This window comes from Pseudoalteromonas sp. OOF1S-7 (assembly GCF_022347765.1).
GTDB lineage: Bacteria > Pseudomonadota > Gammaproteobacteria > Enterobacterales > Alteromonadaceae > Pseudoalteromonas.
Genome location: NZ_JAKRFZ010000009.1, coordinates 26,517 through 45,091, shown reverse-complemented (window position 1 = coordinate 45,091; position 18,575 = coordinate 26,517). Strand labels below are relative to the sequence as shown.

General features: G+C 49.6%; 16 protein-coding genes. 4 read left to right on the top strand and 12 right to left on the bottom strand.

The window, feature by feature from the left end:
• Positions 1 to 1,211 precede the first annotated feature (1,211 nt).
• The gene (locus tag MHN33_RS13890) at positions 1,212 to 1,547 is read left to right on the top strand and encodes a hypothetical protein (RefSeq protein WP_239398564.1); all 336 of its coding nucleotides are present in this window, start codon (positions 1,212 to 1,214) and stop codon (positions 1,545 to 1,547) included.
• Here MHN33_RS13890 and MHN33_RS13885 read toward each other — a convergent pair.
• Positions 1,526 to 2,404 (bottom strand): hypothetical protein, encoded by an 879-nt coding sequence (locus tag MHN33_RS13885; protein ID WP_239398563.1) that lies wholly within the window; start codon positions 2,402 to 2,404, stop codon positions 1,526 to 1,528. The two genes, MHN33_RS13890 and MHN33_RS13885, sit on opposite strands and share 22 nt — an antisense overlap.
• A 129-nt stretch (positions 2,405 to 2,533) precedes the next feature.
• On the opposite strand from MHN33_RS13885, the gene MHN33_RS13880 reads away from it, so the two are divergent.
• The 3 genes from MHN33_RS13880 (at position 2,534) to MHN33_RS13870 (ending at position 6,925) form a co-directional block, all read left to right on the top strand.
• A complete protein-coding gene (locus MHN33_RS13880; protein ID WP_239398562.1) occupies positions 2,534 to 3,835 on the top strand; it encodes a GntP family permease in 1,302 nt (433 codons plus the stop codon).
• Between the two features lie 310 nt (positions 3,836 to 4,145).
• On the top strand, positions 4,146 to 6,233 hold the full coding sequence (gene fusA, locus MHN33_RS13875) for an elongation factor G (protein WP_239398561.1): 2,088 nt from the start codon (positions 4,146 to 4,148) through the stop codon (positions 6,231 to 6,233).
• A gap of 269 nt (positions 6,234 to 6,502) precedes the next feature.
• A complete protein-coding gene (locus tag MHN33_RS13870; protein ID WP_239398560.1) occupies positions 6,503 to 6,925 on the top strand; it encodes a hypothetical protein in 423 nt (140 codons plus the stop codon).
• Positions 6,926 to 7,061: 136 nt separating this feature from the next.
• On the opposite strand, the gene MHN33_RS13865 is transcribed toward MHN33_RS13870, so the two are convergent.
• The 11 genes from MHN33_RS13865 to ubiE all read right to left on the bottom strand — a co-directional run bounded on the left by MHN33_RS13865 (position 7,062) and on the right by ubiE (position 18,469).
• Positions 7,062 to 9,800 (bottom strand): ExeM/NucH family extracellular endonuclease, encoded by a 2,739-nt coding sequence (locus MHN33_RS13865; protein ID WP_239398559.1) that lies wholly within the window; start codon positions 9,798 to 9,800, stop codon positions 7,062 to 7,064.
• Between the two features lie 140 nt (positions 9,801 to 9,940).
• Entirely contained in the window at positions 9,941 to 10,951 is a 1,011-nt protein-coding gene (gene hemB / locus MHN33_RS13860) for a porphobilinogen synthase (protein ID WP_239398558.1), read from the bottom strand.
• A 1-nt stretch (position 10,952) separates the two neighbouring features.
• A complete protein-coding gene (locus MHN33_RS13855; protein WP_239398557.1) occupies positions 10,953 to 12,794 on the bottom strand; it encodes a diguanylate cyclase in 1,842 nt (613 codons plus the stop codon).
• On the bottom strand, positions 12,794 to 13,582 hold the full coding sequence (locus MHN33_RS13850; protein WP_239398556.1) for a TatD family hydrolase: 789 nt from the start codon (positions 13,580 to 13,582) through the stop codon (positions 12,794 to 12,796). Before MHN33_RS13850 ends, MHN33_RS13855 begins: the two co-directional genes overlap by 1 nt.
• Positions 13,583 to 14,050: a hypothetical protein gene (locus MHN33_RS13845; protein ID WP_239398555.1), complete on the bottom strand. Its 468-nt coding sequence runs from the start codon at positions 14,048 to 14,050 to the stop codon at positions 13,583 to 13,585.
• Positions 14,043 to 14,789: a twin-arginine translocase subunit TatC gene (gene tatC / locus MHN33_RS13840; RefSeq protein ID WP_239398554.1), complete on the bottom strand. Its 747-nt coding sequence runs from the start codon at positions 14,787 to 14,789 to the stop codon at positions 14,043 to 14,045. The genes MHN33_RS13845 and tatC overlap by 8 nt, the downstream gene beginning before the upstream one ends.
• 18 nt (positions 14,790 to 14,807) lie before the next feature.
• Positions 14,808 to 15,140 carry a Sec-independent protein translocase protein TatB gene (gene tatB / locus MHN33_RS13835; protein WP_239398553.1) on the bottom strand — a complete coding sequence of 111 codons (333 nt, stop codon included), beginning with the start codon at positions 15,138 to 15,140 and terminating at the stop codon, positions 14,808 to 14,810.
• 6 nt (positions 15,141 to 15,146) lie between these two features.
• Complete coding sequence (gene tatA / locus MHN33_RS13830) at positions 15,147 to 15,392, bottom strand: Sec-independent protein translocase subunit TatA (RefSeq protein ID WP_239398552.1); 246 nt, start codon at positions 15,390 to 15,392, stop codon at positions 15,147 to 15,149.
• Between the two features lie 60 nt (positions 15,393 to 15,452).
• Positions 15,453 to 17,063, bottom strand: coding sequence for a ubiquinone biosynthesis regulatory protein kinase UbiB (ubiB, locus tag MHN33_RS13825; RefSeq protein ID WP_239398551.1), 1,611 nt, complete (start codon positions 17,061 to 17,063; stop codon positions 15,453 to 15,455).
• Between the two features lie 10 nt (positions 17,064 to 17,073).
• Positions 17,074 to 17,691: an SCP2 sterol-binding domain-containing protein gene (locus MHN33_RS13820; protein ID WP_239398550.1), complete on the bottom strand. Its 618-nt coding sequence runs from the start codon at positions 17,689 to 17,691 to the stop codon at positions 17,074 to 17,076.
• Between the two features lie 22 nt (positions 17,692 to 17,713).
• On the bottom strand, positions 17,714 to 18,469 hold the full coding sequence (ubiE, locus tag MHN33_RS13815; protein WP_239398549.1) for a bifunctional demethylmenaquinone methyltransferase/2-methoxy-6-polyprenyl-1,4-benzoquinol methylase UbiE: 756 nt from the start codon (positions 18,467 to 18,469) through the stop codon (positions 17,714 to 17,716).
• Between the last annotated feature and the right edge of the window lie 106 nt (positions 18,470 to 18,575).

Sequence of the window (18,575 nt, the reverse complement as noted above, 5' to 3'; positions counted from 1 at the left end):
TGGGTTTAAAAATCAGACATAAAAAAAGCCCGGGGCAGGGCTTTTTGATTTCATATCTACCGTCACCGATATGAGCAATGTAGCAAGTAAAATGTGAGTTGGTTGCCTGTGAGCCACATTAAGGGGCGTTAATGTTTTTCACCTGCAACCAGAGCTTTGTGCGTAAGCAACACGTACTTCTGAGTCGAGAAACAAATTAAGTACTAAAACAAAGTGAGCCGTCAATCCCGCTTTGTTGATAATGATTATCAGTTAGATTTCATTATGTGTCAACACCAATTTGAAATTAATTCTCATTTACATTTTTGTATGGATCGATTGTTTGGCGGTTATGCCAATTTGCTCCTTCAAATTGAGCAGGTGTTAAGTGAAACTGGTATTGAATTTCAGGCATAAAAAAAGCCCCGAGCAGGGCTTTTTGTGTTCATATCTACCGTCACCGATATGAGCAATGTAGCAAGTAAAATAGTAAGTTGGTTGCCTGTATTGTGTACTAAGGGGCGTTAGTGCTGAACACCTGCAACCAGAGCTGTTTACGTGCGCATCACGTGTTTCAGGGTCGAGAAACAAATTACGTACTGCCACAAAGTGAGCCGTCAATCTCGCTTTGTTGAGATTGATTATCAATTAGATCTGTGTTCCTGTCAAATTATTTTTGAAAACAATTCTCATTTAGTTTTCTCCTCATCTTGCAAATCGGATGATGTGGCGTAGTGAGTTGAGTTGCTGTTGCGGTTTATATACACGTTCTGGGTGATGGTGTAACTGCATCGCAGCCGCCAGGGCCAGTCTGGAGGGAGTTCATCCCGGTGCAGAAATGAAAAAAGCCCTGAGGAGGGCTTTTTGGGATCATATCTACCGTCACCGATATGAGCAATGTAGCAAGTAAAATACAAAGCGGTTGTTGAGTTACACCAAGGGGCGTCAATGTAACTCATTAACAACCAGTGCTGTTATCGTGCGCAACACGCGTTTCAGGGTCGAGAAACAATTAGAGTAACAAAATGAACCGTCACGTCACTTTGTTGAGATTGATTATCAATTAGATCTGGGTGCCTGTCAATAGGTTTTTGAAAATAGTTCTCATTTATATTTTAGGGAGCTTGTGTATAGTATCGCGGTATTATTTTATGAATATATACATGGAGTGTATCTATACTGTAAACAGGCGGGTGTTAATCTGGCTTTGCCTGAATTGCTAAAAGGAATTTATGATGACCCCCTGTTTTTTGCCGGTTGCAGCCGTAGCCGCGCTTAGCCTGCCTGTGTATGCTCTGGGCTCTTTCGATTTAGACGCCCAGTTACTTTCATTCGACTCTCAGGGTCACACAATTTATCTGGAGGCATCGCCTGTACCACGTTCAGGGCAAGCTGTACGTTTGCGCTTATGGACACAATGCAAGGAGCAGCAATGCGATGACTCACGTTTTCAAAGGCAAGTGGTCCGTGATCTGGAGCGGGCGATGCCACGAGATGCGGTCGGCGTTTCAGACAAAGCGGATGTTCTACCCTGTCAAAATGTGCCTCAATGTGTCTGTAGCCAGTAATAGTAGTCGGTGGCATCGTGAATATCGACGCGCTGCTGCGCGGCTTCCAGCTCATCAATGACCTGGTGTAAATGTGTCGGGTTTTCCCAGGTTTCACTGACGTCCACGCCCAGTCTTACCGAAAATGTGGGTGAGGCCAGTGCACGCTCAGTAACGGTCGCATTTAATATAGAAGCACTGTTATCCCGCTCGTAGGCCATAATTGAAATACCATCTAACACCTCACTCAGCGCCGCAAAAAAGGCGGTGCCCTGATCTGGCCAGTCAATTTTGGCTGAGCTGTCATACCAGGTGGGCATATCGGCGTACAGCTTTAACTGTGTCATCCCTTGATTATCCAGCTGCGCTCTGATTGCTTTAAGTGTATCAATAAGCTGCCACAACAATGCCTGACGAGACTGGGGCGTGCCTTGCTTCCATTCAGTCAGAGCATGGGGCTCAATATCCAGGTGAAGCGCCGTAAATTCTGCATCTGGCGCAGCATTGTGCTGATAGTCAATAAAACGTGCCTGTAACTTACTCAGCATTTTGCCGTGGTTGTGCGGGAAAACCCAGGTGTTTTGTGCCATCAGATAGTGTGACTGAATCCCCTGTGTTGCAAGTGTTTGATTCCACTGTGCGACGGCCTGAGACTGCGTTTGTGTATACTGTCCGTAGGAGCCATAGACAACAGAGATACTCTGCTGCTGCAGTAAATCAATCAAGGTCTGCTGTTCAGGTTGTGTGGTGATCATAGAGGAAGCTCCCAGCGGGTCGCCCCCTTTTTTCCACAGCCAGGTTGCGCGTTCAGATGCCTGAATGGAAACGCTGGTCGTGAGTGCCAATATCGTACCGAGAAAGATGTGGCGCTTAGACATTGTTAAACTCCTTATTGATTATTTTACCGCCGACAGGGTGTGTCAGATGTATTCCATGATGGGTGCTCGATCCCAGTGCCAAATTGCCGTATAACTAACCTTAAATAACAAAAAATAAACAGGATATTTATGTTAAGTCTGCTTGGCTTAATCGGTGCGTTGGCACTGCTGATTGGCCTGACCCTGCGCGGGGTCAACTTGTTTATCGCAGCGCCCCTGTGCGCATTAATCGTCGCCCTGACCAGCGATATTGCTATTTTTAACGCCGCCACAGGCCAACCCTTTGTGTCTCTTTATATGGCCGGATTTGCGGGATTTTTGCAAGCCTGGTTTTTAATGTTTCTGTTGGGCTCCCTGTTTGGCAAATTTATGGAAGACAGCGGAGCGGCGGATGCCATTGCCCACTATGTCATTGGCAAAATCGGCATGAAATACGCCGTGTTAGCCGTGGTGTTGGCCTGCGCTTTACTGACCTATGGTGGCGTCAGTGTGTTTATTGTCGCTTTTTCTGTTTACCCGATGGCACTGAGCTTATTTAAGGACGCCAATTTACCCCGGCGTTTTATTCCGGCCGTACTGGCATTTGGCTCTGTGACCTTTACTATGACTTCTGCGGGGTCACCTGAAATTCAGAATTGGATCCCGATCAAGTACCTCGGTACCTCGCCGTACGCTGCCTGGCAGGAAAGTCTGGTGGTGGCTGTTTTTATGGCGGGATTAGGCTATCTGTTATTGAGCGCGATGATCCGTCGGGCCGTGGCCAATGGGGAGTGTTTTGTGGCGCGCGATAATGACCCTGAGCAAGTCCAGCGTAACCTGCCACACCCTATCACCGGCTTGCTGCCCTTGCTGGTGGTCCTGATTTTGTCGTTTACCTTGCACAGCACACTACAGCAAAATGCCTTGATCGTTGCCTTGCTGGGTGGGGTACTGACGATTTTAGTGATTAATTTTAAGCACTTTCATAATTTATCTCAGGCAGTCAATTTAGGCACCACAGGGGCACTGGTGGCGATTGGCAATACGGCTGCGGTGGTTGGCTTTGGTGCGGTCGCCAAAGGCACACCGGCATTTAATGAAGCCGTTGCTTTGATGACCAGTATTCCCGGCAACGAACTGCTTGGTGCTGCGATTGCGGTGAGTGTGATTGCGGCACTGACGGGGTCGGCGTCGGGCGGGCAGGCCATCGCATTACCCCTGGTTGCACCGCATTATCTGGATTTGGGTGTGGACGCCAGCCAGCTTCACCGGGTTGTGGCGATCAGCTCCGGCGCGCTGGATACTTTGCCGCACAATGGCTATGTCGTGACCACAGTGCGGGCAATCTGTGGAGAGAAACATCAGGACGCGTACTGGCCACTGGCGGTGCTCACTGTGTGTGTGCCTTTATTGGGGGTTGCGCTGATCCTCGGATTATTTATCTGGTTTTAATCGGCCCGAAGAGCCTGTCTCGGCGTATGGGGGGCTAAGCCATAAGTTCGCCCCTTTTTTGGTGTTCAGGCCTGCTGAATTTGCTAACTAGCAGGCCGGGGAGCGGGCTTTCATGGCCTGCAAAAAGAGGGACAACCTTTATCTGACGGCGTTTTACGCCCCCTAAAGTTGGCATAAGCAAAATACATTCCACTATAAACCATTTTTTTCTCAAATTGATTGCATTTTAGACGACGTGAAGGATGATGTTCGCCTAAAGAGGTGATATACTCCCGCCGAATAATTTTTCTACTTTAAATAGAGTAAAACAATGGCAGATTTATCGAAATACAGAAACATTGGTATTTTCGCGCACGTTGATGCGGGTAAAACTACCACCACTGAGCGTATTCTAAAGCTTACTGGTAAAATCCACAAAACGGGTGAAGTACATGACGGTGAGTCTACTACTGACTTCATGGAGCAGGAAGCTGAGCGTGGTATTACAATCCAATCAGCAGCGGTAACGTGTGAGTGGAAAGGCCACCGTTTAAACGTTATCGATACTCCTGGACACGTTGACTTCACAGTCGAAGTATATCGTTCACTGAAAGTACTAGACGGTGGTATCGGTGTATTCTGTGGATCTGGCGGTGTTGAGCCTCAGTCAGAAACTAACTGGCGTTACGCGAACGAGTCAGAAGTTGCTCGTGTTATCTTCGTGAACAAGCTGGACCGTATGGGTGCAGACTTCTACCGCGTAGTTGGTCAGGTTGAGAAAGTACTTGCTGCTAACCCGCTGGTTATGACTCTGCCTATCGGTATCGAAGACGAGTTCTGCGGTGTAGTAGATGTGCTTGAGAAGAAAGCGTACGTTTGGGACGAGACTGGTCTTCCTGAAAACTACGAAGTCCAAGACGTGCCAGCAGACATGGTTGATAAAGTTGAAGAATACCATGAAATGTTGATCGAAACTGCGGTTGAGCAAGACGACGACCTGATGGAAGCGTACATGGAAGGTGAAATGCCTTCTCTTGAGCAGATCAAAGCATGTATCCGTAAAGGTACTCGTGATCTGGCGTTTTTCCCAACTTACTGTGGTTCTGCGTTCAAAAACAAAGGTATGCAGCTGGTACTAGACGCGGTTGTAGATTACCTGCCTGCGCCTACAGAAGTTGATCCTCAGCCTCTGACTGACAAAGACACTGGTGAGCCTACTGGTGAAGTAGCGACTGTAGATGCTGATGCGCCGCTTAAAGCGCTTGCGTTTAAGATCATGGATGACCGTTTCGGCGCCCTGACCTTTATCCGTATCTACTCTGGTCGCATGAAAAAAGGTGACACAGTACTTAACTCTGCAACTGGTAAAACAGAGCGTATAGGCCGTATGGTTGAGATGCAGGCAGACGAGCGTAACGAACTGACTGAAGCACAAGCGGGTGACATCATCGCGGTTGTGGGCATGAAGAACGTTCAAACTGGTCACACTCTATGTGATCCTAAGCACGAATGTACTCTTGAAGCGATGATCTTCCCTGATCCGGTAATCTCTATCGCGGTTGCACCTAAAGATAAAGGTGGTAACGAGAAGATGGGTATCGCGATCGGTAAGATGGTTGCAGAAGATCCGTCATTCCAGGTTGAAACTGACGAAGATTCAGGCGAAACCATCCTGAAAGGTATGGGTGAGCTTCACCTTGACATCAAAGTTGACATCCTTAAGCGTACTTACGGTGTTGAACTAATCGTTGGTCAGCCTCAGGTTGCTTACCGTGAAACTATCACGCAAGAAGTTGAAGACAGCTACACGCACAAGAAGCAGTCTGGTGGTTCTGGTCAGTTCGGTAAGATCGACTACCGCATCAAGCCTGGTGAGCCTAACTCTGGCTACACTTTCTCTTCTTCAGTTGTTGGTGGTAACGTTCCTAAGGAATTCTGGCCAGCAGTTGAGAAAGGCTTCAAGATGATGATGGACGAAGGTGTTCTGGCTGGCTTCCCGGTACTAGACGTTGAAGTTGAGCTGTTCGACGGTGGTTTCCACGCAGTTGACTCATCTGCAATCGCGTTCGAAATCGCAGCGAAAGGTGCATTCCGTCAGTCAATCCCTAAAGCGGGTCCTCAGCTTCTTGAGCCTGTGATGAAGGTTGACGTGTTCACACCAGAAGACAACGTTGGTGACGTAATCGGTGACCTTAACCGTCGTCGTGGTATGATCAAAGACCAGGAAGCTGGCGCAACTGGCGTACGTATCAAGGGTGAAGTACCGCTATCTGAAATGTTTGGATACATTGGTCACCTGCGTACTATCACGTCTGGTCGTGGTCAGTTCTCAATGGAATTCTCTCACTATGCTCCTTGCCCGGCAAACGTTGCTGATGCAGTGATCGCAGCTGAGAAAGAGAAAAAAGCAGCTAAGTAATTAGTTGACCGATTTCTGAAAAAAGGCCGCATTTGCGGCCTTTTTTAATGGCTGGAATTCCTCGGTCAGATTGTACAGCCATACAGTTTATCGGTGCCATTTGAGGTAAAAATATAAATAAAATCATGTCGTCATTTTTCCTCTGCCAGTATGCGAAACTATTGCTAAAAATTACATAAACGGACTTGATTTAGGGACTTTGCAACTTTATCATTAGAGCCCGGAGTCAGTCGATTCCGCTAAACATTGAGTAAAATTGGGAGGTACTCATGAGAACCATAGATTTGGATATCAGCTGGTTTGCCGTCTTGGCCACAGTGTGTGGTATTTCGTTGTGTTATGTGATGATGAACTTAGTGGCCCTGAATAGTGTTGCCTCATCACTGATGGTTCTGTCGCTGGCGAGTGTTGGCTTGATTGTGCTAATGACACTCACTGACAAGCGGTTTGTACATATTGATAAAGCAGGAATTTGTTACCGCACATGGGTGAAAACACAGTATGTGCATGCAGACGAAATAGCGTCACTGGAACTACAAAAGCTGGGTCCATTGCAATGTTTGAAAGTTGTTCTTAAGAATAACCGAAGATTGTCCTTTCCGTATTGGTCTATTGATGATGCTGAGTTAAGCAGAGCCGCACAGGTGTTATCGGTGCCAATATCAGAAAAAAGCCATCACGCAAAAGCCTGATGGCATATCCATTCACCTGGTGAACGGATATAAAACTGAGAGCAAACAAAAATGCGCCGTAAGGCGCATTTTTTTATTTTATTTAAAGCGGCTATGGCTTAAGCACTTATACATACTTAAGCCATCACATTCACACTTATTTTGTGCGACGACGCAGCAGTGCCAGTGGCGCTGCAAACAGGGCTAACCAGCCAAAGCTGCCTGAGTCATCATCGTCACCATCGTTGTCATCGCCTTGTTTGACGTCCTTCACGTTGACGATCACCTGAACTTGTTCTGACAGGTTACCTGCACTGTCTTGTGCCTGAACCATAAACTCGATTCGGTTATCGAACTCGTAATCCAATTCACTGGCGACCACAACCTGACCCACTTCATTGATGGTGATGGCACGGGTGCCAGTCACAATGAAACGCTCAACCGGTGTGACATCTGCATCGGCATCTGAGAATTTTAGTGTGCCAATTGCGGTGTTGATCGGGGTATTTTCTTCTACCTCAAAGTGCTGACCGGCTTCAATCACTGGGCGTGGATCAACGGGCGGTTCGGCAGCAACTGTTTTGATTTCTACAATCACAGGGTCGTGATCTGAGGCACGATAGGCGTGGTTTGCATAGAGCTCTGCAATTTGTGCGTCAGTGCGGTACTCTGTGTTGTAATCCAACATACGCGGCTCATCCGCGTTGATGTGCCAGTCTGTTGCATCGGTCACTTTCGCAAGCAACGGAGCAGAGGCTACAGCATGGTCCAGGCTACCCAGGCGACCAGAAAAGTTGTAAGAATAACTTTTCGTATTGCCATCCAGGTGCGTCATCACATTGCTCAGACCTTTATCTGCAAAGGCACGCATTGGATCTTCCATTGCATAGGCGTTCATATCACCAACCAGGATCACGTCTTCATCTTCGTTGCCCGTTGGGTTGGTTGCCAGCCACTGCGCAAATGCAGTTGCTCCTTGAGTACGAATAACATTCCAGCAGCCCTGACCATCGCCCTGATCTGCATTATCGCCGTCTGCACTGCCACAGCCTTTCGATTTCAGGTGTGCAACGGCAACGGTAAACTCTTCGTTGTTGTCCAGCTTTCGGAAGCTCTGAGCTGTTGGAGGGCGGTTGCTGTAGTCAAATGGCGCAACGGTCGTAAAGCTGGCCGTACCGGCCTCTTCCACTGTGTCAGTACGATAGATAATGCCTGTAGTGATATCGTCAGTACCGATTTTGTCGGCATTGAAGTCGACGTAAGCATAGGTGTACTCAGATTCTGCATTGATGGCGTTGACCAGATCGGCAATCGCGCTGTGTTCACCAAATCCGTCATTCTCAAGCTCCATGAGGCCTATCACGTCGGCATCCAGTGCTGTGATGGCAGACACAAGCTTCGCTTCCTGGCGCTCCAGTTCTTCTGCAGTGTCTGCACCACGAGGGGTTGGGAAGCCGTTGCCCTGACCATCGCCATTGAAGTAGTTAAGTACGTTGAAGCTGGCGATGCGCAGATCACCTTCACCTTTGAGCTCAGGCGCTTCTGTACGCTCATTGGTGTTATTGAAAGTGGGTGCTGTAGTTGGGTTCAGGCGGTACTTGCCAAAGCTATATGCAATGACCCCTTCCAGGTTGGTGACTGTGTCGCCCAGGCGGATGGTTTTATAGGCATCCAGACCTGTGCTTGGATAAGGGATGACGTCCGGGTTCTGAACAGTTGAACCATCATCCATTAGCAGGAATTTTTTCTCGTTTTCTGCTTCCAGTTCATTGGCTTTATCGCCTGGCATCGCCAGTTGCGTGCCCTGATACAGGCGCTCGGTTGCCAGGCCTACTTCACCATAGCGACCCAGGTTGTAGGTGTCTGCGACCACCATTTCATTTGACAGGCTAACCAGCATGCCTTCTACGGCCTCCAGATCGCTGACTTCACTGACTGGCAGAGTCAGCATTTGCGCCTGAACATCGGCAGTGCCACAAATTTCAAGCTGAGTGACATTACCTAATTGAGTCGCGTTGTAGAATTCCTGAACAGTACCCTGAACGCGAACCTGATCACCGACTTTTACATCGACATCTTGGTAGTATACAAACAGACCTTCTGAAGTCATGCTGTCTGCGTCCATATCCGCTGTCAGCGACTGAACAAAAAAGCCCTTAAGCTGGTCGTCAGCTTGCAGGTCCGCAGTGACAACCGCTTCAATCGTCACGAGTTGGTCTTTCAGCGGGCTCTCATCGGTGCTGCCCTGAATTGCGTTGATGGCTGTCGCTGCTTCACCACACACGAGAGGTTCTGGCTTGTCGCCATCATCACCGCCATCGTCACCACCACCGGTGTCGCCACTGTGGCTGCCCAGGCCTGAGAAATCGTCTTTGTCGAATTGGGTCCACTCAGCGCTCGGGTCAAAGGCTGCGTCAAAGGCTGTACGGCCGCTCGTGACGTCCAGGTTGCGACGCAGTGTTTTGTCTTTTGTTGCAACGCCATTGTTTTCCCAGCTGCTGCCCGGGTCAAAACCAACCTGACCAAAGCTGTCCAGTACCGTATCGCCATTACGCAGTACAATTGCATCGTCACCATTGTACCAGCTGCCGCCTGTCGCCAGTTGCGCGGCGCTTAATACGGTATCAACTGCGCTGCTGTTTGCGATGACATACGTACCGCCTGCTGCGATTTCACCGCTTAGCTCTATGGTATTGGATGGATCGGTGCCACCATTGGAGTAGTAGCTTAGCGTGTAGCCATCCAGCGATATTGCGTTTTCCGAAGTATTGAAGAGCTCGACGGCTTTGTTATTTGAGCTACCTTCAATGTACTCAGACATGATGACCTGCGCCTGCACAGGCGCGGTTGCGGCGGCCACAAGGAGCGCCAGTGGAGTGAATTTTGTTTTTATCATGGTTTTTCCCGTGTGTAGTTTAAACCCAAATGGGTACATAAGCTTACGGGGGGTATGTTACACAAAAATGACACAATGTTAATCAGAAAAATGTAAAAAAGGAGCAATTTATTGCTCCTTTTTTAATAATTGCCAATTATTTATTTATCATTCAACCAGATAGCGGCTTGCTTCGCAAAGTAGGTCAAAATGCCATCGGCGCCAGCACGTTTAAAAGCGAGTAATGACTCCATAATGGTCGGCTGTTCTGCTAGCCAGCCATTGTCAATGGCGGCTTTATGCATGGCGTATTCACCACTAACCTGATAGGCAAAAGTTGGTACACCGAACTCATCTTTGACGCGGCGTACCACATCCAGGTAGGGCATCCCGGGTTTAACCATCACCATATCAGCGCCTTCTTGCAAGTCCAGTGCGACTTCGCGTAAGGCCTCATCTGAATTGGCCGGATCCATCTGGTAAGTTTTCTTATCTGCGCCTTTGAGGTTCCCCGCTGAACCGACCGCATCACGGAATGGGCCATAGTAGCTGGAGGCATATTTGGCAGAATAGGCCATGATACGAGTATGAATGTGTCCGGCTTCTTCAAGTGCATCACGGATAGCACCAATACGCCCATCCATCATATCTGAGGGGGCAACGATATCGGCACCTGCGTCGGCGTGCGACAAGGCCTGCTTCATCAGCACCTCAGTGGTGATATCGTTGATGACGTAGCCAGCTTCATCTATGATGCCATCCTGACCATGGGTGGTGAACGGGTCCAGTGCGACGTCTGTGATCACGCCCAGCTCCGGGCATTCACTTTTCAGGGCGCGTACTGTGCGTTGAGCCAGCCCTTCCGGGTTATAGGCTTCTTCAGCGTGCAAGGATTTTTTGTCGGCCGGAGTAACCGGAAAAATGGCTATGGCGGGTACGCCCAGTGCCACCAGTTCTTTGGCTTCTTCTACCAGTAGATCGATGGACAAACGTTCAATGCCTGGCATGGAAGGAATGGCTTCTTTGCGGTTCTTGCCCTCCAGCACAAATACCGGATAGATCAGATCGTTCACCGTCAGTGTGTTCTCACACATCATACGGCGGGAAAAGTCGTCTTTGCGCATACGGCGCATACGCGTATAAGGAAAAAGATCCAGTCCTGACTGAGCCACGTTAAGTCTCCTGCTTAGGTTGGTAAATACAGATGCGATTACGGCCTTGTTGTTTGGCCATGTACAAGCCTTTATCAGCCAAATCGGTAAATAGAGTGGGATTGCTGGTGTCCTGGGCGATGGCACTATAAACCCCCGCGCTGGTCGTAAATTTAATGTGATGACCGGCTACTTTCAGTTTATGTGCTTCGGTCGCCTGGCGGATCTGCTCGGCCAGCTCCAGCGCGCCTTCCTCTGAGGTATTTGGAAGCAGGATCACAAACTCTTCGCCACCATAACGAAATACTTCATCATGGGGTCTTTTCAGGTGTTGCTCTATCAGCCGAGCGAAGGCACAAATGGTGTGATCTCCGGCCAAATGGCCATAGTTATCGTTTACTTTTTTGAAGAAGTCGATGTCCAGCATGATCAGACTCAGGGTGGTTTGCTCCCTGCGTGAGCGGCGTACTTCCATCATCAGACGTTTATCAAAGTACCGGCGATTTTTCACTTTGGTCATCGGGTCTTCCATGTTGAGTTTTTCCAGCTCATGGTTTTTCTCTTCAAGCTCCCTGAGCGTGACCTGAAGTTCAAAGGTCCGCTCATCAATGCTGTTCTCAAGCTCCTGCTGCGCCTGTTCCTGAAGCTTGAGCTTTTCTTTCAGCAGGGCGTCTTCCGCCTGGGTCCGCGCGAGCTTATGCTGTTGTGTTTTAATGTGCTTTTCGCGCTCAAGGATGAACTGTCGGGTCAATACAAAACTGAGATAGAGGCTCAGGATCAGATAGCAGACGTAAGTCACCGGACGGTCCAGTTGAGCACCCCCAAATATGCCCAGTTCAAAGCCAAACTGATAGCTGAGCGTCACCAGCATGATGATATAGATCAGCAGAGCGGTGATCTTAGTTGTGCGGCGATAGCGACTACGTAGTGTGCAGACGATGTAACCCAGCACCAGGGTTATTGCCATGCTGTAGGCCGCAAAGGTTGCCTGCGTTAACGGCAACAGCGGACTGAGTAGGGTCAGAGTCAGGCCCAGCATCAGCAGCTGCGTGAGCTTACGGTTATATTTTGCTGGCAGCAGATTGGGCAGCGCTTTACTGCGTTGAATGGGGATCAGGGCCAGCGTTGAACTCATCACCAGCAGGCTTTGTCCATATTGTTGTAACCACACGCTTCCACCATACAGATAACGATAACCAAAGCCGTACAGATGCACTATAAGCAGCCAGAAGAGGCTAATAATGAGCGTGCCATGTAAAAAGTACCGTCGGCGGGTAAAACTGTACAAGGTAAAATTAATGGCGATCATGGCCAGAATAAACCCGGCCAGAATCCCATAGATCAGATTAAATTTACTCTTATATTTGAGGTACTCGATTGGGTGCCAGAGACTCAATGGTGCGTTCAGCGTGCCGTGATGGCTCAGTTGCAAATAGACCTGACTGTGGCTGTGGGCTGGCAGTTCCAGTGGGATCAGCTGAGCTTCATGCTTTATCGGACGCTGCATCAGCGGCAACGCGTCACCCAGTGCGAGGGTCAAAAAGGAGGCGTCATCATGGCGAATATAGGCGGTGATCTTGTCCAGCAAGTTGTTATCAATACTGAGTAGCAGTGGTACCTCAATCGGTCCCGGGTTATGCAGTGAAACGCGGATCCAGGCTTGGGTATTTGCGGGCGGCTTTAACGCCTGACGCTGGCCTGATTGCCACTGCGGGTTACCTGCCAGCAACGCCTGGATGGTGTCAGCCTGGCTGAAAGTGTATTGGTAATACAATGACTGATGCTGCTTAAATTCAGCGGATACCTCCAGTGCCTGAGCAGCACCGGATAAGCACAGCAATAGCAGCATCCAGCGCCACAGCATTAGCCTATTTTCCCTGAGGCTAAGAATAGTGCGCTGAAGTTCTCGCTGGTTTGTTGGGCCAGCTGTGTCAGGGAAAGGCCTTTAAGCGCAGCGACATGATGCGCTATTTCTGGCAAATAAGCAGGTTCATTACGACGAGACTTAGGCTTGGGCGTGAGTGTTCTGGGCAGCAAAAAGGGCGCATCGGTTTCCAGCAGGATCCGATCCTGGGGAATATAGCGTACCAGCTCCCGTAAGGTTTCACCCCGACGCTCATCGCACAACCAGCCCGTCAGGCCAATCATAAGGCCATAATCCAGATAGTGACGTAGAGCGCGCCTATCACCAGTAAAGCAATGTAAAACACCACGCAGGGAAAATTCATCCAGCATGGCACTGAGCGTATCAAAGGCCTCACGTTCATGTAGATACACTGGCATATCGAGTGTTTGCGCCAGCTCCAGCTGAACGCCACAGATCAGTTGCTGTACCGGGCGTGGTGAATAGTCACGATTAAAGTCAAGCCCGCATTCACCAATGGCAACCACATGGTCCTGGGTCGCCAGGCTGCGCAGCTGAGCGATGAAATCATCCGGCACGTCTTTTGCGTCATGAGGGTGAACGCCTGCGGTGGCATGCAAGTCATATTGTTGTGCCAGCGCCAGGCTCTGTTCACTGGTGAGTAAGTCACAACCAATCAGCAGCATAGACTCAACGCCCTGGTCAGTAGCACGTGCCAGGACAGCTGCGCGGTCGGTGTCAAATTGGGTACTGGTCAGGTTGACTCCGGCATCAATAAAAGTCGTCATCTAGTCCACCCTGCGCACTTTAACAGAGCGGTTTGAGCCCTCTTTTAGCATGATGAAAGAGTTGAATGAACCACGGCGAATGATCACTGTGTCCCCTTTTTTAGCAAAAAAAGCGTGGGTGCCTATCTGTTGCCAGCGCTGTTGATTATCGAGTGTAAAGCGGCGCTGTCCGTTGGCGGATTTACTGACTTCGGACACGGTCGCGCTAATGACCTGATCTTGCTCTTTTTTGTGCTCCAGGCCAAACGACTCCGGGGGAGATATGGGGGCCTGAGAACGCGTCCTGTGCTGCTTACTGGCATAGTCAGCTGCCAGCGTGTCGTAGCAACTCAGGCGTTGGGCGTCGTTTTGTTGCTGGCTGCACATCTGTAACTTGTGGACAAGTTTACTTTTTGCCTGGGCCGGCTGTGCGCCAAATATCGAGCTCAAAACAAGCGTGCCGATCAGCACGAGTAAAGGGTTATTCATGGGGCTCTTCCTCAGCAACTGGCTTTTTGCTGTACAGTCTGGCTAACAGTAAGCCCACTTCAAACAGCAGTGCCATGGGTACCGCCAGCAGAGTTTGTGATAACACATCCGGTGGGGTTAAAAACATGGCGACCACAAACACACCGACTATGATGTAGGGGCGTTTTTGTGCCAGGCTTTCGGTGGTGGTGACACCACTCCAGCACAGCAACATAATGGCAACCGGTATTTCAAACGCGACACCAAAGGCAAAAAACAACTTTAAAATAAAGCCCAGATAACTGCTGATATCCGGCGAAAGGGTCATCATATCTGGGCCCACGGCAGTGAAAAAGCCGAGTATGATGGGCATGACGACAAAATAACAAAAGGCAATTCCGGCGTAAAACAGCAGTATACTGGACAGCAGAATGGGCATCAGCATGCGTTTTTCGTGCTGATACAAACCCGGTGCCAGGAATCCCCAGATTTGATGCAGGATCATCGGCACCGCCAAAAACAGTGCCACAAAAAGAGTCAGCTTAAACGGGGCAAAGAAGGGGGCCGTGACATCCGTGGCTATCATAGTGCTGTTTGCCGGCAGGCTCTCAACCAGCGGGGCTGCCACAAACGCGTAGATATCATTGGCAAAATAGACCAAAGAAACAAAGATGATCAGAATACTTAGCAGCGCCTTGATCAGACGGTTTCTAAGCTCAATAAGGTGGCCAATGAAGCCACTGTTTGTCATATCTGACATGCAATAACTCGTAAACGGTTAGTTTTGAGAGGACGGATCTTTGTCGTTTTTCGACGTATCTGGGGACTTACTGTAGCTATGGCGCACCGATTCTGCCGCGCGCTGCAACTCTTCTACCGATTGCTTAAGTGCCGGAGAAATATTATCCAGACCTTGTTCTTCGGCTTTTTTCAGGTTGCTATGCAACTCGTGTACTCTCAGCTCTTCACTGACTTCCGCTTTGACGGAGTTAGCAACAGATTTGACCGTGTTGATCCAACGGCTGACCGTTCTGATAGCAACTGGCAGGCGTTCCGGCCCGAGCACAACTAACCCCACGATCAACACCACGACGAGTTCCCACATCCCCATGTCAGATCACACCTTGTCTTTTTCTTTTTCGCCAGCTGTTTTAGCTTGTGCAGCCTGATCGGTCAGCTGCTCTTTGCTATCCGCTTTGTCCGACTTTTTTTCTTCTTCGTCTTCAGACACTGCGTTTTTAAAGCCCTTTACCGCATTGCCTAAATCACTGCCAATGCCGCGTAGCTTTTTTGTTCCGAACAACAGCACGATAATGGCCAGAATGATAAGCAACTGCCAAATACTGATACCACCAAAACCCATGTCGACTCCACTTTATGTGTTATTGAATTAAGAAAGATTATACGCCGAGTGTGTAAAATATCACCCTGTTTTACGCCATGCTTTGATAAATATTGCAATTGCCAGTGCCGCGCAGACGCTGCTGGCCAGCTGGCGCTCGTCAATAAAGCATAACCCGGCCACAATTGTGAACGCAGCTGAGGCAATACCAAGTAGCAGGGCACGTGTGTCTGCAGGACTTTGTTGCGTAACGGATATGGTCTGGCGTTGGCTGCGTTTCAAATTCTGATAGATAAGATCGGGTAGCTCAGGCATTTTCTCAGCCCAAAAAGGCAAATTGGTATAGAGTTTCTTTGCCACAGCCAGCGGCCCTACCTGATCCTGTACCCACTTTTCTAAAAAAGGCTTAGCGGTTTTCCAGAGATCTAACTGCGGGTATAGCTGTCGGCCCAGGCCTTCTACATATAACAGGGTTTTTTGCAGTAATACCAACTGTGGCTGCACTTCCATATTGAAGCGTCGTGCGGTGTTGAATAGATTGACCAGTACATGGCCGAACGAAATTTCGGCCAGTGGCTTGTTAAAAATTGGTTCGCAAACCGTACGAATGGCAAACTCGAATTCCTCAACACAAGTATCTGCTGGCACCCAGCCAGAGTCGACGTGCAACTGGGCGACCTGGCGATAGTCACGGTTGAAAAAGGCAATGAAGTTTTCCGCCAGGTAGCGTTTGTCTTCACGATTCAAAGTGCCAACAATACCGCAGTCAATACCAATATACTGGGGGTTGTGAGGGTTTTCACGTGACACAAAAATATTGCCCGGATGCATGTCGGCATGGAAAAAACTGTCGCGAAAAACCTGGGTAAAAAACACTTCGACACCGCGTTCAGCCAGCACTTTCATATTGGTGCCCTGCGCCAGGAGAGCTTCCGTATCCGATACGGGGATACCGTAAATACGCTCCATGACCAGTACATTGCGTCTCGAATAATCACTGTAAACTTCTGGGATATAGAGAGACGCCGAGCCCTCAAAGTTGCGTCTGAGCTGGATGGCATTGGCCGCTTCACGCATCAGGTCGAGTTCATCAAGCAGGGTTTTACGATATTCCCTGACCACTTCGACCGGGCGCAGGCGACGTCCGGCGCTTATCAGGCTGGCCAGCAGGTGGGCAAAGCGTTCCATCAAAGACAAATCGGCCAGGATTTGTTTTTCGATATTGGGTCGAATGACTTTGACCACCACCTCTTTGAGTTGGTCGTCGACAAGCAGTTTGGCGCAATGGACCTGGGCAATAGAGGCTGAGGCCAATGGTGTTTGTTCAAATTCGACAAAACTATCGTCTATGCTGTCCAGTCCCAGTGCCTTTTCTATTAGTGCCTGCGCTTGGTCGCCGGGAAATGGCGCGACTTTGTCCTGCAACAGGGCCAGCTCTTCGGCAATATCGGGTGGAAGCAAGTCGCGGCGTGTAGAGAGCATCTGGCCAAATTTGACCCACACCGGTCCCAATGTTTGCAGCGCCAGTCTGAGGCGCGCACCGAGCGGTTTGTCGCGATGTTGATTGGGTAGCCAGAATAAACTACGTCTTACCGCCCGGGCATACCAGGGTTGCTTTTGCCTGGGTAGCAGGTCGTCCAGGCCATAATTAAGAAACGTTTTACCGATTTGATACAGACGAGCGATGGACAAATCCAGCTCCTTATAATTCGCTTAACGCGTTGATACGTTGTTCCAGTGCCGCCAGTTGTTGTGCCAGCTGTCGCGTATGGATTTTAAATTGGCGGACTTCCAGAGGGTGAACGGCGACTTTTAGTTCGTCCTGGCACAATTGTGTGACGGTCCGTTGCAGTGTGTTGAGTTGGCCGGCACCACGTTGAGTGGCCTTTTTGCATTGCCCGACCAGCAGCTGGGCCGGGGCGTCGCCAAGGTGGGTCGAGAGGTGCTCTGCCCAGTCGATATCCAGGCCAGCAAAGGCTTTACTGTAACTTTGCGCCAGCTGCAAATCACCTTCCAGATCCAGCTTTTCCTCTCGAATAAGGCGTGTTAACTGACTGGGATCGGAGATTTCCCCGAGCGTTGACAGAGTTGTAGTGATGTGGCAGTCGGCCTGGTCCTGATAGTTACCGTACACGAAACAGCGCGCTTTACCTTGCTGTTCACCGACATAGTGCAGTGCACAGCATAAACTCAGGTCGGTTAAGGTGATCGCCAACGTCTTATGCTGCGTGGGGGCCAGCTGAACGGCCAGGGTTGGTTCTTTGTTCAGCAGCTGTGTCAGTGCACTTTCAGCAACGGCTGTGAGCAGCGTGATCCACATACAGTTTCCTTTGTTCCCGGAGTTAGAATTTAAAGCCTCGGTGAAGTGCTACGATACCGCCAGTAAGATTCTGGTAGCTTGCCTGCTCAAAACCGGCTTCTTCCATCATCAACTTAAGCGTTTCCTGATCCGGGTGCATACGAATTGACTCCGCCAGGTAACGATAGGATTCACTGTCGTTAGCAACCAGTTTGCCCATGGTTGGTAGTATGTTAAACGAGTAAAAGTCATAGAGTTTAGACAGCGCCTCGTTGTCTGTTTTTGAAAACTCCAGGACCAGTAAACGGCCGCCTGGCTTCAACACCCGGTACATAGAACGGAGTGCTTTGTCTTTATCTGTGACGTTACGCAAGCCAAAGGCGATGGTGATCACGTCCAGACTGTTGTCCGGGAAAGGCAGCGCTTCAGCGTTCATCTGGACATACTCAATATTGCCAACCCGACCCAAATCGCGCAGCTTGTCACGGCCAACCCGCAGCATAGAGTCGTTGATATCGCCCAGGATCACCTGGCCAGATTCACCCACCAACTCGCTGAATTTGGCGGTCAGATCACCGGTCCCACCGGCCAGATCCAGTACTTTGTGACCCTGTCGAACACCGGAGCATGCGATGGTCTGGCGTTTCCAGAGGCGATGGATCCCAAATGACATCAAGTCATTCATCACATCATACTTTGCAGCCACGGAGTGGAAAACGTCAGCCACCATAGAGGCCTTTTCCTGCGTCGCTACTGTTTGATAACCAAAGTGTGTGGTGTCGCGATTTGCTTCTTTCATGTGTGTTGTTTGTGCCGGATCTGGGTGTCAATAGTGTACTTGATAGCACTGAGTGAGCGCAATCGGTGTCGGCAATTTAAGCTGATTAATCAACATGGCGCTGAAT